At 65.0% G+C, this 16,033-nt stretch carries 13 protein-coding genes; 7 read left to right on the top strand and 6 right to left on the bottom strand.

The genetic code is table 11. The features are described from left to right. Positions 1 to 161: 161 nt before the first annotated feature. The 3 genes from IEW02_RS00980 to fdhA all read left to right on the top strand — a co-directional run bounded on the left by IEW02_RS00980 (position 162) and on the right by fdhA (position 4,029). The gene (locus IEW02_RS00980) at positions 162 to 1,970 is read left to right on the top strand and encodes an ABC transporter substrate-binding protein/permease (protein ID WP_188542852.1); all 1,809 of its coding nucleotides are present in this window, start codon (positions 162 to 164) and stop codon (positions 1,968 to 1,970) included. A gap of 1 nt (position 1,971) precedes the next feature. Continuing rightward, on the top strand, positions 1,972 to 2,700 hold the full coding sequence (locus IEW02_RS00975) for an amino acid ABC transporter ATP-binding protein (RefSeq protein ID WP_188542851.1): 729 nt from the start codon (positions 1,972 to 1,974) through the stop codon (positions 2,698 to 2,700). A gap of 108 nt (positions 2,701 to 2,808) precedes the next feature. Next, positions 2,809 to 4,029, top strand: a complete 1,221-nt coding sequence (gene fdhA, locus IEW02_RS00970) for a formaldehyde dehydrogenase, glutathione-independent (RefSeq protein WP_188542850.1) — start codon at positions 2,809 to 2,811, stop codon at positions 4,027 to 4,029. Positions 4,030 to 4,109: 80 nt separating this feature from the next. Here fdhA and IEW02_RS00965 read toward each other — a convergent pair whose 3' ends face one another. Then, a complete protein-coding gene (locus IEW02_RS00965) occupies positions 4,110 to 4,943 on the bottom strand; it encodes an alpha/beta fold hydrolase (RefSeq protein ID WP_188542849.1) in 834 nt (277 codons plus the stop codon). Positions 4,944 to 5,074: 131 nt separating this feature from the next. On the opposite strand from IEW02_RS00965, the gene IEW02_RS00960 reads away from it, so the two are divergent. Then, entirely contained in the window at positions 5,075 to 7,126 is a 2,052-nt protein-coding gene (locus IEW02_RS00960; RefSeq protein WP_188542848.1) for a PhoX family protein, read from the top strand. Between the two features lie 70 nt (positions 7,127 to 7,196). On the opposite strand, the gene ggh is transcribed toward IEW02_RS00960, so the two are convergent. Next, complete coding sequence (gene ggh, locus IEW02_RS00955; protein ID WP_188542847.1) at positions 7,197 to 8,534, bottom strand: glucosylglycerate hydrolase; 1,338 nt, start codon at positions 8,532 to 8,534, stop codon at positions 7,197 to 7,199. Between the two features lie 123 nt (positions 8,535 to 8,657). Here ggh and IEW02_RS00950 point away from each other — a divergent pair, with 123 nt between their 5' ends. Genes IEW02_RS00950 through IEW02_RS00940 form a run of 3 tightly spaced genes read left to right on the top strand, consistent with a single transcriptional unit; the run spans position 8,658 to position 11,755 of the window. Next, the gene (locus tag IEW02_RS00950) at positions 8,658 to 9,602 is read left to right on the top strand and encodes a universal stress protein (RefSeq protein ID WP_188542846.1); all 945 of its coding nucleotides are present in this window, start codon (positions 8,658 to 8,660) and stop codon (positions 9,600 to 9,602) included. A gap of 43 nt (positions 9,603 to 9,645) precedes the next feature. After that, positions 9,646 to 11,070 carry an amino acid permease gene (locus IEW02_RS00945; protein WP_188542845.1) on the top strand — a complete coding sequence of 475 codons (1,425 nt, stop codon included), beginning with the start codon at positions 9,646 to 9,648 and terminating at the stop codon, positions 11,068 to 11,070. A 10-nt stretch (positions 11,071 to 11,080) separates the two neighbouring features. Further along, complete coding sequence (locus IEW02_RS00940) at positions 11,081 to 11,755, top strand: SDR family oxidoreductase (protein ID WP_188542844.1); 675 nt, start codon at positions 11,081 to 11,083, stop codon at positions 11,753 to 11,755. Positions 11,756 to 12,072: 317 nt separating this feature from the next. Here the strand turns inward: IEW02_RS00940 and IEW02_RS00935 are convergent, their stop codons facing one another. The 4 genes from IEW02_RS00935 to IEW02_RS00920 all read right to left on the bottom strand — a co-directional run bounded on the left by IEW02_RS00935 (position 12,073) and on the right by IEW02_RS00920 (position 15,987). Beyond that, the gene (locus IEW02_RS00935; protein WP_188542843.1) at positions 12,073 to 12,918 is read right to left on the bottom strand and encodes an ABC transporter ATP-binding protein; all 846 of its coding nucleotides are present in this window, start codon (positions 12,916 to 12,918) and stop codon (positions 12,073 to 12,075) included. Further along, positions 12,915 to 13,865, bottom strand: a complete 951-nt coding sequence (locus IEW02_RS00930) for a FecCD family ABC transporter permease (protein WP_371829896.1) — start codon at positions 13,863 to 13,865, stop codon at positions 12,915 to 12,917. Before IEW02_RS00930 ends, IEW02_RS00935 begins: the two co-directional genes overlap by 4 nt. Before the next feature lie 77 nt (positions 13,866 to 13,942). Further along, the gene (locus tag IEW02_RS00925; RefSeq protein ID WP_229745825.1) at positions 13,943 to 14,929 is read right to left on the bottom strand and encodes a FecCD family ABC transporter permease; all 987 of its coding nucleotides are present in this window, start codon (positions 14,927 to 14,929) and stop codon (positions 13,943 to 13,945) included. A gap of 35 nt (positions 14,930 to 14,964) precedes the next feature. Beyond that, positions 14,965 to 15,987 (bottom strand): iron-siderophore ABC transporter substrate-binding protein, encoded by a 1,023-nt coding sequence (locus IEW02_RS00920; protein ID WP_371829913.1) that lies wholly within the window; start codon positions 15,985 to 15,987, stop codon positions 14,965 to 14,967. Positions 15,988 to 16,033: the final 46 nt, after the last annotated feature.

Below are 16,033 nucleotides of genomic sequence, written 5' to 3'. Positions count from 1 at the left end.
GTCGTGCAACCGATCGGTGCACCTGTCGAAGCCGGCCTCCGGCCTACGTGCAGTGGACACTAACGCCACCACCGCGACGCAGAACACTCCAGTTCGCTGATCCAAACTCTTGCGTAATGGCCGTTTCGGTGAATTGTGAGGTCGCCGCTTAGGGTTTTCTCATGGTTGCCGTACGCGCTGGACGCGCGCTCGTGGTTCTCGTCGTCGGACTGTTACTGGCGATCACGCTCGCCGCGTGTGGCTCGTCGTCCACCTCGGATCAGGCGGCGGCAGGTCCGACCGATCTGTGCGCCCCGCCCGGGGTAGACAGTGCGTCGTCGACGCCGACGAACTTCGACGCGGCGGCCGCTGCGGCGACCGAGGACAAGTACACGACTCCGAACGTCACCCCGCTGGATCGAATCGACACGAATGCACTGGGCTTGGCCACGCCCGGCACGCTGACCGTCGGCACCTTGTCGGACGCGCCGCCGAGCATCTGCCTCGATTCGTCGGGCCAGTACACGGGCTACGACAACGAGCTGCTGAAGGCAGTTGCCGCGAAACTGGGCTTGCAGATCAACTTCTCGGGCACCGAGTTCTCTGGACTGCTCGCACAGGTGGCCGGTCGACGCTTCGACGTCGGGTCGTCGTCCATCACGACGACGGACGAGCGTCGCAACACCGTCGGATTCACCAACGGCTACGACTTCGGGTACTTCTCGCTGGTCGCCAAGGCAGGCGGACCCATCACCAAGTTCGAGGATCTGAACGCGGGCACCAGGATCGGCGTGGTGCAGGGCACCGTGCAGGACGACTACGTGGTGAACACGCTCGGCCTCGATCCCGTGAAGTTCCCGGACTACAACACCGCCTATGCCAATTTGAAGACGGGTCAGATCGACGCGTGGGTCGCTCCGTCGCAGCAGGCCGAGGGTCTGGTCAAGCCCGAGGACGGTACTGCGATCACGCAGAACACGTTCTCGCTCAACAACTTCGTCGGGTGGGCCGTCGCCCGCGACAATCAGCCGCTGATCGACGCGCTCAACTCCGGGCTCGACGCAGTGATCTCCGATGGAACCTGGGCCTCGCTGTACTCCGACTGGGTTCCCCGCGAATTGCCCGAGGGCTTCAAGCCGGGCAGCAAGGCCGCTCCCGCCCCGGAGCTACCCGATTTCGCGGCCATCGCGGCGCAGAACGACGCGAATGCACCAGAAGCTGTTGCCGTACAACCGAAATCGACGCTCTCGCAGCTAGGTGACACGTTCTTCGACTGGTCGCTCTACAAGTCGGCCATCCCCGACCTGTTCAAGGTCGGCCTGCCGAACACCCTGATCCTGGCTCTGGCGTCGGGCATCATCGGCACCGTCCTGGGCATGTTGCTCGCTCTAGCGGGACTGTCGCGCACCCGCTGGCTGCGGTGGCCCGCACGCGTCTACACCGACATCTTCCGCGGTCTTCCGGCGGTGGTCATCATCCTGATCATCGGCCTCGGCATCGGCCCGGTGGTGCAGGGTCTCACCGGAGGCAACCCGTACTGGCTGGGGGCCGCGGCACTCTCGCTTCTCGCCGCCGCATACATCGGCGAAATCTTCCGATCCGGTATTCAAAGCGTCGAAGCGGGCCAGATGGAAGCCGCACGCGCGCTGGGCTTCAGCCATCGCCGCTCGATGAACCTGGTCGTGGTGCCGCAGGGTGTGCGACGCGTTCTGCCGGCGCTGATGAACCAGTTCATCTCGCTGATCAAGGACTCCTCGCTCATTTACTTCCTGGGTCTGCTCGCGACGCAACGCGAGTTGTTCGCGGTCGGTCGAGATCTGAACGCACAGACCGGAAACCTGTCACCGCTCGTCGCGGCCGGGTTGTTCTACCTGGTGCTCACGGTGCCGCTGACGCACCTCGTGAACTACATCGACAAGCGACTGCGGACCGGTAAGGCCGAGCAGACGCTCGACCCGGTCGAGCAGGCCATCGTCGTGGAAAGAGGCTGACATGTCATCCGTATCGTTGGAAGGCAAGGACATTCACCTGTCCTTCGGCAAGAACAAGGTCCTGCGCGGGGTGAACATCGACGTCGCCGCAGGCACCACGACGACGGTCATCGGGCCGTCGGGCTCGGGCAAGTCCACCCTCCTGCGTGCACTGAACCGTCTGCACGAGCCGGAGCAGGGCGACATCCTTCTCGACGGCAAGTCGGTGCTGAAGGACAACCCGGACGAGCTGCGGCAACGCATCGGCATGGTCTTCCAGCAGTTCAACCTGTTTCCCCACCGCACGGTGCTCGACAACGTCGCACTCGGCCCGTGGAAGCTGCAGGGTCTGCCGAAAGAGAAGGCGCACGCACTCGCACTCGAGCAGCTCGAGTCGGTCGGCCTGGCTCAGAAGGCGCAGTCGCGCCCGGGCAATCTGTCCGGCGGGCAACAACAGCGCGTGGCCATCGCCCGTGCGTTGGCGATGAAGCCCGAGGTGATGTTCTTCGACGAGGCCACCTCCGCCTTGGATCCCGAGCTGGTGAAGGGCGTGCTGGCGCTGATGGCCGACCTGGCCAAGGGCGGCATGACGATGGTCGTCGTCACCCACGAGATGGGGTTCGCCCGGTCGGTGTCCGATCGTGTGCTGTTCATGGACCACGGCTCCGTCGTCGAAACCGGTCCTCCCGCAGCGCTGTTCGACGATCCGGAGTCGGACAGGTTGAAGAGGTTCCTGTCCGAGGTGCTGTAGAACCGTACTCGGAGCCGATTGTGACCGCGATCACTTCCGGCCACGTACTGTCGATACCGATGCACGCATTCGTACCCACGAATGCACTGAGCAGATCGGGAGCGACACATGTCGGACAACAGAGCAGTTGCCTACGCCGGAGCCGGGAAGGTCGACGTCATCGACATCGACTTCCCCACGTTCACCCTGCAGGACGGTCCGGGCGTGAACCCGGCCAGCGTCGGTCGCGAATGCCCACACGGTGTGATCCTGAAAGTGGTGTCCACCAACATCTGCGGCAGCGACCAGCACATGGTTCGCGGGCGCACCACGGCCCCCGAGGGCCTGGTGCTGGGGCACGAAATCACCGGTGAGGTCATCGAAGTCGGCCCGGGAGTGGAGTTCATCAAGGTGGGCGACCTCTGTTCGGTTCCGTTCAACATCGCCTGCGGACGCTGCAAGAACTGCAAGGAGCGCAAGACCGGAATCTGCCAGAACGTCAACCCCGACCGACCCGGCGCGGCGTACGGGTACGTCGACATGGGCGGCTGGGTCGGCGGGCAGGCCGAGTACGTCATGGTGCCGTACGCCGACTGGAACCTGCTGAAGTTCCCCGATCGCGATCAGGCGATGGAGAAGATCCTCGACCTGACGATGCTGTCGGACATCTTTCCCACCGGTTTCCACGGCTGCGTGACCGCCGGGGTCGGGGTCGGCTCCACGGTCTACATCGCCGGCGCAGGTCCTGTCGGGCTGGCTGCCGCAGCGAGTGCGCAGTTGCTCGGCGCGGCGGTCGTGATCGTCGGCGATCTGAATCAGGACCGGTTGGCACAGGCGAGCAGCTTCGGGTGCGAGACCGTCGACGTCAGCAAGGGTGACCCGCAAGATCAGATCGAGCAGTTGCTCGGAGTTCCCGAAGTCGACTGCGGCGTGGACGCCGTGGGCTTCGAGGCACACGGGCACGGCGGTAATTCGTCCACGGAAGCGCCTGCGACAGTGCTCAATTCGTTGATGGACGTGACGGCGGCCGGTGGAGCTGTCGGCATTCCCGGCCTGTACGTGACGGGAGACCCCGGCGCGAAGGACGAGGCGGCCAAGGTCGGTGCGCTCTCACTCAGCCTCGGAACCGGGTGGGCCAAGTCGTTGTCGTTCGCCACCGGTCAGTGTCCGACCATGCAGTACCACCGCGGACTGATGATGGCGATTCTGCACGATAGGGTGCAGATCGCGAAGGCGGTGAACGCCCGCGCAATCGGGCTGGAGCAGGCGCCGCAGGGTTACGCCGACTTCGATTCCGGTGAGGCCACCAAGTTCGTCCTCGATCCGCACGGCATGCTCGGCGCGGCGTAACACCCGTGAGTGTTGGCACGCGCCCGAGCACGTGCCAACACTCACAGGGGGGTTACTTCGCGGGGGTTACTTCGCGGGGGTTACTTCGCGAGGAAGGTGATCAGGGCGTCGTTGAACTCCTGGACGTGCGAGGCGTTGATCGCGTGCGGTCCGCCTTCGATAACACGAAGTTCGGAATCCTTGATCATCTCGTGCGACCGCTTTCCGCTGACCTCGAACGGCACGACACCGTCCGAGTCGCCGTGGATGACGAGCGTCGGAACGTCGATCTTTTCCACGTCGCCGCGGAAGTCGGTGCGGCCGAACGCGTTGATGCAGTCGAGAGTGCCCTTGGGCGACGCGACGGAAGCCAAGGAAATGGCGTACTGACGCTGTGGCTCACTGACCTTCAGGTCGTCGCCGGCCGAGAAGAAGGTGGTGGCGAACCCGTCGAGGAACGCTGCGCGATCGGTCTTGACGCCGTCCTGGAACGACTCGATCGTCGCGTCGTCGAGCCCGCCGTCCGGGTTCTCGTCGCTCTTGTAGAGGTACGGCGGAACCGCCGCAGCGAGGACAGCTTTCGCGATACGCCCGGTGCCGTACTTGCCGATGTAGCGCACCACCTCACCGCCACCCATCGAGAACCCGACGAGGGTGACCTCGGACAGATCGAGGGTCTCCAACAGTACCGAGAGGTCGGCCGCGAAAGTGTCGTAGTCATAGCCCTCCCAGGGCTGCGACGACTGGCCGAAACCGCGACGGTCGTACGTGATGACACGGTGACCGGCCTCGATCAGTGCGGGAACCTGCGCTTCCCAGGAACGTCCGCTCAGCGGCCAGCCGTGGATGAGTACGACGGGCTTGCCCGTGCCGTAGACCTCGTAGTGCAGCTCGATCGGCGTCTGACCCTCGGTTCCGACTGTCAAGGTAGGCATTCGCATCTCCGTACGTAGTAGAAACAACTTCCACGTTCAACTACCCAGCCACGCTTCGTTCTATTCCTGACGGTCGGCGGTGTTGGCCTCGTGTTCACTTGACTGTTCCTTTACCTGGATACGGTCCGCGGGTGACCTCGATACCGCTGCCCTTGATCTCCGTCCACGACGGTTCGTCCGCTCGCTCGTCGCTGACTTGCCGCTACAAGTGCGGAGACGCGTGCTTCCACGAGGTGCCAAACACCTCTAAGGGCGAGTACTTCGGCGACATCGTCAAGACCGCGATGACGCGCCGCGGAATTCTCAAGGGTGGCGCGATGACGGTGCTCGCCGTAGGCGCGGGCGGATTGCTCGCCGCGTGTTCGTCGGATCCGGCTCCGACACCGGGCGGCGCGACGACGACCGGCGACGCGACCCCCGTCCAAGGCTTCGACTTCACCGCCGTCGCTCCGAACACCGAGGACGCCGTGGTGGTACCGGACGGCTACGAGCAGGCCGTCGTCATTCGCTGGGGCGATCCGGTGATCGAGGGCGCGCCGGCGTTCGATTTCGACAACCAGACCGCTGCCGCTCAGGAAATGCAGTTCGGATTCAACAACGACTTCGCCGGGTTGCTCCCGATCGACGGGTCCTCGACGGACTACCTCCTCGTCACCAACCACGAGTACACCACCGAGCCGTTCCTGTTCAAGGGCTACGACGCCGAGAACCCGACGCAGGAACAGTTCGCCATTGGGCTCGCCGCCCACGGCCTGTCCGTCGTGCAGGTCAAGGGCGAGAACGGTACGGGCAAGCTCACTCCTGCGTTCGGCAAGTACAACCGTCGCATCACCGGGACCACCGAGTTCGTCGTGACCGGTCCCGCGGCGGGCAGCGACTTTCTCAAGACCTCCGTCGACCCGACCGGCACCAAGGTCCTCGGCACCTTCAACAACTGCTCCGGCGGTGTCACACCGTGGGGCACAGTGCTGTCGGGCGAAGAGAACTTCAACCAGTACTTCGCCAACGCCGAATCCGTCACCGACACCACAGTCGCGGACCGGCTTGCCCGGTACGGCGTGGAAGGTGCTGCGAGCGACCGTAAGTGGGAGCGTTTCGACAAGCGTTTCGACCTGGCTCAGGAACCGAACGAAGTGAACCGGTTCGGCTGGATCGTGGAACTGAACCCGTGGGACCCGACCGCCGCACCCATCAAGCACACCGCGCTCGGTCGGTTCAAGCACGAGGCCGCCACCATCTACGTCACCGACGACGACACGGTCGTGGCCTACAGCGGCGACGACGAGCGCTTCGACTACATGTACAAGTTCGTATCGTCGCGAAAGATGATGTCGGGCAACGGACAAGCCGCGCTGCGCAACAACGTCACGCTCCTCGACGCCGGCACCCTGCACGTCGCCAAGCTGACCGGTGACGCCCCCGATCAGATCGACGGCAGCGGAAAGCTTCCCGCGTCCGGTGAGTTCGCCGGCAAGGGTGAGTGGATCCCGATCCTGCGCACCGGCGAGGACGGCAAGGGCACCTCCCTCGTCGACGGTATGAGTGCCGAAGAGGTCGCCGTGTTCACTCGCGTCGCAGGTGACAAGGTCGGCGCCACCAAGATGGACCGCCCGGAGGACTTCGAACCCAACCCGGTGACCGGCAAGGTCTACGTCGCCTTGACGAACAACACGAACCGCGGCACCGAGGGCAAAGCCGCTGCCGACGAAGCGAATCCGCGTGACAAGAACAAGAACGGTCAGGTCCTGGAAATCGACGACGACCACGCCGGTACGTCGTTCACCTGGAAATTGCTCATCGTCGCCGGTGACCCGTCGGCGGCCGACACCTACTTCGGCGGATTCGACAAGACCAAGGTCAGTCCGATCTCGTGCCCGGACAATCTTGCGTTCGACCCGTCGGGCAACCTGTGGATCAGCACCGACGGAAATGCGTTGGACTCCAACGACGGCCTGTTCCGCGTGGTCCTCGACGGCGACCGGCGCGGCGACACCCAGCAGTTCCTCACCGTGCCGGCCGGCGCCGAGACCTGCGGCCCGATCGTTCAGGAGCAGCGCGTCGTGGTCAGCGTCCAGCACCCGGGCGAGTCCGACGACGCCAGCGCCGACGCTCCCATGTCGCACTGGCCAGATGGAGGCGACTCGCAGCCGAGGCCGTCCGTCGTCGCCGTCTGGAAGGCGTAGGCGGCTGCGCCACACGGGTGTGAAAACGAGTCGCCCAGCACTCTTTTTCACACCCGTGTGCCGAAGGCGCCTAGCCCAGCCAATCCAGCACGGACGCAGCCGTCCACGATTGCTGCATGCTCCCCAGCGGTTCTCCGGTGAACGGCTCGTAGTACTCGGCGAAGCTGCCGTCGCTGGCCTGGCGGAGCGCTTCCTCTCGCAGCATCAGAGAGCGTTCCGTCCACCCGCGTCGCCCGAACGCCCACGAGAACAGCCAGGTGATCACCGGCCACACCGGCCCACGCCAGTATTCGCGGGACCGGAAGTCGCGGGCGACGGGCGACGTCGAGGGCGGCAGCGCGAATTTGAAGTCCGGGTGACCACAGAAGCGCGGTCCGTCGAAGAGCCGCAACAGGTTTCGTTCGGTGTCGCGGGGCAGACCACCACTCAGCAGAGGTGCGAACATCGCAAGGGTCTCGGTGGTGATCCACCGACCCGACCGCACATCGAAATCGCGTGCAGCACCCGACCGTTCGTTCGTCGTCGCGATGACACCGGCACGGAAACGGTCCGCCCACGACCGGAGGTCTCGAACGTCGGCGTGCGGCTTGGAATGCTCCTCGCCGATGGTGGCGAGGACGTCGCACGCCACCGAGAACACGGCCGAGACGAACACGTCCTCCACGGCGAAACTCATCGTCGAATTCAGCGCGATGTCGTCGTACTTCGACATCTTCATCTCTTCGACCAACCACATGTACCGGTCGTACTCGACGTTGCTCGGACGCTGCGACGCGTCGGTGATGACCATCTGATCCTCCCGCACGTAGGGCGGGACGTCGCCGGGAATCACGTTGGCGTACGCGGCATCCCAACGCGGTGAGTTGTCCATGCCCGATTCCCACCCGTGGTACAGGGTGATGCGGCCGTGCTCCTGCTGATCGCGAGCGTGCGCCAACCAGCGATGCCACCGCACCAGATCCGGCCACCGACGATCGAGGAACTCACCGGCCACCCCGCGCGTGGTACGTCCGCGCCGCCGCGCGTGGTCCAGGATTCGTTGCACCGCAATGGCGTGCACGGGCGGCTGCGTGATTCCGGACGTATGGAGTCCGGACGGCGCGTCCGCCGCCAGATCCCGTACGGCCCACCGGGCGGGACCGGGGAAGTAACCGTCGACCCCGTTGGCGAACACGATGTGCGGAATCATTCCGTTGCCCCACTGTGCGGAGAGCAACGTGTCGAGCTCGACCACCGCACGTTCGACACTGAGCGGCGCGAGGCCGACCGACACGAAGGCCGCGTCCCAACTCCACATGTGGGGGTAGAGCCTCGGCGCGGCACTGGTCATGGTGCCGAGATCGTTACCGCGCAGCAGGTACGCGGCGCGGGCAGCGAGCTGTGTCGGGGTGAAGCCGGTGGCACTCATACCCGTAGTTTGCGGCCAGTTCGACCATCCTGCACATTCGGCAGGGGAAGCTCGGGTCGTTCGGAGGGCGGAATCGGGACCCGCGTCGCATACTGATCCAATTCGTCCGGCGAAGGGGGACTCGTGACTGTCGGTTCGACGAACGCACTGGTCGGATGGTTGCCCGACGAGTCCGGACGCGATGCTCTCGCACTCGGAGTCAGACTGGCTCTGACGGCTCGCGCCGCGAACGATGCGACGGTGACCGTGCAGTCGTGCACCGTCCTCCCCAGGACCTGGCCGTTTCCGTCGATGGCCAAGGTCGACGCGGAATACAAGGGGTGGCTGCAGGAGCAGGGCAAGGCGTCCGTCGAGAACGCAGAAGCCGCGATGTCCGCGGCACTGCAGCCCGGTGAGATCGGCAACCCCGCTGCCTTCTTCGCGGAGGACACGGCCGAGTCGGCGGCGTTGACCGACGCCGCATCGAGGCTGCGCAGCGACCTCATCGTTCTCGGGTCGACAGCCGGTCCCGACGGACGTTTCGTCGCTGGAAGCACCACCGAAACCCTGCTGCATTCCTCTCGGGTGCCGTTGGCGTTGGCGCCGCGCGGGACCCGAGACAACGCGGCGCCGTTCACCCGCATCACCTGTGCCTACACCGGGACGTCCGAATCGAACGATGCGCTCGAATCGGCCGCCGCACTCGCCGATACCTGGAACGTCGAGCTGCATCTGGTCGCCTTCGCCCCCCGACGCGCGACGACGTACCCGCCGTTCGGCGGCTACGGAGCCGAGGACGAAGTGACCGCGCAGTGGTCCCGGCAGGCCGAAGCGCTTCTGGAGCAAGCACGAGAGGACGTTGCCGGTCGCCATCCGTCGCTGTCACCGACCTTCGCCGTGGGCGCGGGCTCCGATTGGGAACAGGTGATGAATTCGATCTCTCTGACCGGCGGTGATCTGCTCGTGGTGGGGTCGTCGCGGCTCGGCCCGTTGGCTCGCGTGTTCCTCGGTTCGACTGCCTCGAAGATCGTCCGACACAGTCCCGTCCCCCTGCTCATCGTTCCGCGCGGAAGCCGTCTCGCGCGGTGACCTCGACCTGCACGTCGATCCCTTGTCTGACACTGGAGGATTCATGACCGGACCCGTAGGCATCATGCGCAGAAAGCCGACCAGCGCCATCCCGGCCGCCGAAGGTGCGAAGGTCGAGACGCAGCTGAAGCGCTCCATGTCGACCTTCCAGCTCACCTGCATCGGCGTCGGATCGACGGTCGGTACCGGTATCTTCTTCATCTTCTCCGAGGCGGTACCCACGGCGGGTCCGGCGGTCATCTTCTCCTTCGTCATCGCAGCGATCACCGCGGGACTCACCGCGCTCTGCTACGCCGAGCTCGCGTCGAGCATCCCGGCGTCCGGATCGACCTACACCTACGCGTACACGATCATCGGCGAATTCATCGCGCTGCTCGTCGGTGCGTGCCTGATCCTGGAATACGGCGTCTCCACGGCGGCGGTGTCGGTGTTGTGGAGTCAGTACCTCAACGACCTTCTCGATCGCATTTTCGGTGTTCAGATACCCGAGGTGCTCTCGCACGCACCGGGAGACGGTCTCGGATTCGGAATCAACCTTCCTGCAATGATTCTCGTCGCTCTCTGCGCAATTCTGCTGATTCGCGGCACCAGCGAATCGGCGCGAGTCAACGCGGTCATGGTCGTCATCAAGATCGGCATTCTGGCCATGTTCGCCGTCGTCGGATTCTTCGGCTTCGACATCAACAATCTCGAGCCGTTCGCCCCCTTCGGTGTTGCCGGCATCGGCGCCGCGTCGGGTCTGATCTTCTTCTCGTTCATCGGACTCGACGCGGTGTCGACCGCCGGTGAGGAGGTCAACAACCCCAAGAAAGCACTGCCGATCGCCCTCATCAGCGCGCTCCTCGTGGTGACCGTCATCTACCTGACCGTCACGCTGTCCGCCATCGGCGCACAACCACAGGACGAGTTCGCCGGCCAGGAAGCAGGTCTGTCCGCCATCCTGGAGAAGGTGACCGGGTCGAATTGGCCGTCGATCGTATTGTCGGCGGGCGCAGTCATTTCCATCTTCTCGGTCACTCTCGTGACGCTCTACGGCCAGACCCGTGTGCTGTTCGCGGTGAGCCGCGACGGACTCATCCCCGAGGTGTTCTCCGAGGTCAACCCGCGCAGCCTGAGTCCGGTCAAGAACACCATCATCGTGGCCATCGTCGTCGCACTCATGGGCGGGTTCATTCCGCTGGACTTCCTCGCCGACCTGGTCAGCATGGGCACCTTGGTGGCGTTCATGGTCGTCTCCGTCGGGGTCGTGATCCTGCGGCGCCGCGAACCCGACCTCGAGCGGGGCTTCAAGGTGCCGCTGTACCCCGTGCTCCCGTTGCTGTCCGTCGCGGCGTGCATCTACCTGATCACGCAGCTCAAGTTGCTCACCTGGTTCCTGTTCGCAATCTGGCTCGCAGCAACCGCTTTGCTGTACTTCACCTATTCGCGCAAGCATTCGCGGCTGAACCCGGAGAACGCGCCTCGGTAGTGTCGGGGGCATGCCCACTGCTCTCATCACCGGCGCGAGCCGCGGCCTCGGCGCCGCGATCGCCCGAACCCTCGCCCCCGATCATCGCTGCTACCTCGGTGGGTCGACGCCGGAGTCCGTGTCTGCCATCACGTCCGAGTTGGACGGCAGCGTGGCTTGGCCGGTCGACCTGACCGATACCGCTGCGGTAGCCGAGGCGGCGGCAGGCATCGACTCGCTCGACGTTCTCGTGCACAACGCCGGCGTGGCAGAGCTGGGAACGGTCGAGGAGACAACAGCAGATACGTGGCGGAAGACGTTCGAGGCCAACGTGTTCGCCGTTGCCGAACTGACCCGCCTGTTGTTGCCCGCGTTGCGTACGGCGGGCGGCCACGTGGTGCTGATCAACTCGGGTGCGGGTCTCCGCGCGAACCCGGGCTGGGGAGCGTACGCCGCCAGCAAGTTCGCACTCCGCGCTTTCGGTGACGTACTGCGTCAGGAAGAACCGACCATCCGGGTCACGTCGGTGCACCCCGGACGCATCGACACCGACATGCAGCGTGCCATCGTCGAACACGAAGGTGGGCAGTACTCACCGGACGCGTTCCTGACCGCCCGGACGGTCGCGGCGGCGGTCAGAAACGCGATCGACACCCCGGGCGACGCACATCCGGTGGAGATCGTGCTGAAGCCGATCGCTCGCTGAGTTGCGTGTGCCTGCCGAGCCGTAGGGCGGGTGCGATTGTGAAGAATACTCCGCGGCACCCGCGGTAAATCCTTCACAACCGCCGTCAGGCCAATACGACGCCCAGCGACGGGTACAAAAAGCCGCACAGGGTTTACGTCAACGGGTCAGAACCACGTCCCACTCGGGCGGGTAGATCGTGGTCGAGCACATCGATTTACCGGCGTCCCAACAACTTTGCAAACCCGCCATATCGGATGGGTTTGGATAGCCGATCAGCACCGATGTGGTGGCCATGCCACCGAGACCCGCGACGTTTCGGATGGTGTCGAACCAGATCAACGCCGAGAAGACGGCACCGAAGCCGACCGGGGTTCCGAATCAGCCTTCACATGATGCCTCCCCAACGGAAGCATCATGGGCGTCCCCGACGTCGGATCGGCGATAACTCGATTGTCCAGACCGAAGACCGCCTTCACGTTCTGCTCGGTCAATACGTCTACTGGGTCACCCGCCGCGTGGATTCTGCCGTTCGACAACGCAATCAGATGATCCGAATACCGCGCTGCCATGTTGAGATCGTGCAACACCATGACGATGGTGGTGCCGCGCGATTGATTCAGATCGGTCAGAAGGTCGAGTACCTCGATCTGGTGACTGACGTCGAGGAACGTCGTCGGCTCGTCGAGCAACAGCAGATCCGTCTGCTGGGCCAGGGCCATGGCAATCCAGACTCGCTGCCGCTGACCACCCGACAACTCGTCGACTGACCGATCCACCAGCGACGCGGTGTGCGTGGTGTCCAGGGCGTCCGCCACGGCGGTATCGTCCTCCGCGTTCCACCGTGAGAAGACGCCCTGGTGTGGGTGACGCCCGCGGCCGACGAGGTCACCGACGGTGATTCCTTCGGGAGCGATCGGCGATTGCGGTAGCAGGCCGAGGGTGCGGGCGAGTTCCTTGGCCGGCATCTTGTGGACATCACGACCGTCGAGCAGCACACTGCCCATCTTGGGCCGGAGAAGGCGCGACATCGACCGGAGGAGAGTGGATTTGCCGCAGGCGTTGGCCCCGACGATCGACGTGATCTTGCCCGACGGCAATTGCAGGTCGAGGCCCTCGATGACGGTGCGGTCACCGTAACCGAGGGTGAGGCTCTCGATGGTCATCGAGTGGTGCGCGGTCATATCGAGCCTCCGACGCGGTTGGATCGAGTGATGAGATAGATGAGGTAGGGGGCACCCAGCACACCCGTGACGATCCCCACCGGATAGCGAGACGCCAGCGCGTACTGACCCACGAAATCGGCGACCAGGACCAGTAGCGCGCCGACGAGGGCCGACGGAACCAGTAGGGACCCCGCGGGTCCGATCAACCGGGCCGCGATGGGCCCACACAGGAACGCCACGAAGGCGATCGGGCCGGCAGCGGCCGTGGCAAACGCGATCAACCCCACGGCTGCCACGATCACCAGCAAACGCGTACGCCCCACCCGCACTCCCAGGGCCGGTGCCATGTCGTCACCGAGTTGCGTCACCGCAAGGCTCCGACCCTGACCGAGAAGCACCGGGGTCAGGACCACCAACGCGATAAGGACGGGAACCACTGCGGGCCAGGTGGTTCCGTTGAGACTGCCGGTCAGCCATCGCGTCGCCTCTTGGAGGTCCCACTGCGCTGCGCGCGAGAGGATGTACGCGGTGACGCTGTCCAACATGGCGGCTATCCCGATGCCGATGAGAATCAATCGTGTTCCGACGACGCCGTCCTTGAACGACAGGACATACACCAGCAGCGCCACCGCCAGCCCACTGACGATGGCGAACACGGACACGGCCGTCGACCCGAGCGAGAGCGTCACGATAGCGAAGGCTGCCGCGGCGCTGGATCCGGCACTGATTCCGATGATGTCGGGGCTGGCCAACGGGTTTCGCAGCATGGTCTGAAAGGTGACGCCCGCCATCCCGAAGCACAGACCGGCCGCGATCGCGAGCACCGCGCGCGGGAGACGGAGGCGTCCGACGGTGTACGACGCGCCTGGCACGTCCTGACCGAGGATCACCCGCATCACGTCTGCGGGCGGGTAGAAGGTGCGTCCCACCATCAGCGTCACCGCGAATGCTACGACGACGAGCACGAGAAGAACCGTGACGACCCGCCGTCGCCGTGTACCTCGTCGGACACGCTCGCGTACAACGACTTCGGAGGTGGCGGTCACAGTGCCGACACCTTCCGCCGCCGAACGATGTAGATGAAGAAGGGTGCGCCGACGATGGCGGTGACGATGCCCACGTCGATCTCCGCTGGACGAGCGACGATGCGACCCAAGATGTCCGCCCCTGTCAGCAGCGCGGCACCACCCAGTGCCGACAACGGCAGGAGCCAGCGGTGATCGGCCCCGGTCAAGAGGCGGACCACGTGCGGCACCACGAGTCCGACGAAACCGATCGGACCCGTGATCGCCGTGACGGCCCCACACAGGACGACCGCACCGATGGACGCCGTCGCTCGGGTCAGTGCGACGCGTTCCCCGAGTCCGGCGGCGAGATCGTCACCCAGAGCCAAGGTATTGAGACCGCGGGCCGACACCCAGCACACGGCGAACCCGACGACGAGAAACGGCAGCACCAACCAGATTCGATCGAATACCGCGCCGCCGACGCCACCGATCTGCCAGGACCGAATCCCGCCGGCAATGTCTCCGCGGGGCAAGGCAATTGCGCTGACGAACGAGATGAGTGCTGCCGACGTCGCCGCGCCGGCCAGCGCGAGCTTGAGCGGAGTGGCTCCTCCGCGTCCCAGCGATCCGATCGTGTAGACGAAGACCGCGGTAAGGCCGGCACCCACGATCGCCACCCACACGAAACTCGTCGCCGACGCCAGCCCGAAGAACGCGATGCCGGAGACGACGGCGAGAGACGCACCCATGTTGACGCCGAGGATCCCGGGGTCCGCCAACGGATTACGCGTCACACCCTGCATCACTGCGCCGGACACCGCCAACGCAGCACCCGCCAGAAGTGCCAGCGCAGTTCGGGGCAGTCGCGTGGCAACCGCCGCTCGGTCGAACCCCTCGGTCGACCCACCCAGAGCAGCCACGATGTCGTCGAGTCCGACGTCACGCGAACCGATCGTCACCGACGCCGCAGCCAACACCACCACCACTCCAGCGAGGAAAACGGCCGACGCAGATTTCCCCAGAACGGTGCGCTGCGGCCGCGCCGTCACATCGAGCGTCACTGCGCCTGGTCGGCGGCCTGATCGAGGCGGTCGAGGTAGTCGTCCAGAACCCAGGAGATCGAGAGCGGCGTCGGGTTCGACGCAGTGCCGATCGGGCCGTCGGTCGGCAGGCTGACGATCGAATTGTTGACCACCGCAGGCATCTGCGACAAGAGCGGGTCGGCCTTCAACGCGTTCGTCAGTTCGTCGCCGCCGTAGGTGACGATGATGTCGACGTCGTTGAACGCGTCGGCCTGCTCGGCACTGCGCGTGAGACTGAACTTGTCGGTCTCGGCCGATGCGGCCGCCACGCTGGCGGGCGTCGTCATGCCGAGGTCCTCGAAGAACATCGTGCGGGTGTCGTGGGTTGTGTAGAAGCTGACCTCACTGAGGTTCGTGGTGTCGATGTGCGTGAGGAACATGGCCGACTTCCCGGCGATGTCAGGGTGATTCGCGACGGACTCGTCGATCTGCCGGTCCAGGTCGGTGATCAGTTGACGACCCTCGTCGCCCATCCCGAGTGCGGTACTGCTGACCTCGATCATGTCCCGCCACGGTGTCCCCCACGCCGTGTCCGGGTAGGCCACCACGGGTGCGATCTCACTCAGCTGGTCGTAATCCTCCTGCGTCAGTCCGGAATACGCCGCCAGGATGACGTCGGGGTCGGTATCGGCGACGGCTTCGAAATCGACTCCGTCGGTCTCGTCGAACAGCACCGGGGTCGGCGCGTCCAGGTCCTCCAGCTTCTGCTGAACCCAGGGGAGTACTCCGTCACCGTCGTCGTCCCCGAAGTTCGCGGCAGCCATGCCGACCGGGACCACCCCGAGAGCGAGTGGCACCTCCTGGTTTGCCCAGTTGACGGTGGCGACGCGGTCCGGCTTCGACTCGATGGTGGTGGTGCCGAGCGCGTGCTCGATGGTGACGGGGGTCCAATCCCCGTCCGCAGACTGGGCTTCGGGTGTCGACGACGACGAGCAGGCAGCCAACCCGACGGTGAGGAGCGCTGCCACTGCGACTGCAGCGACACGGGGTGCGTGGATCATGAGTTCCTTCGGTAGCAGCTTGAACTTAGGTCTACCTCAGTAA

The organism is Rhodococcoides trifolii, assembly GCF_014635345.1.
Classification (GTDB): Bacteria; Actinomycetota; Actinomycetes; order Mycobacteriales; family Mycobacteriaceae; genus Rhodococcoides; species Rhodococcoides trifolii.
This window is presented reverse-complemented; position numbering and strand designations above follow the sequence as displayed.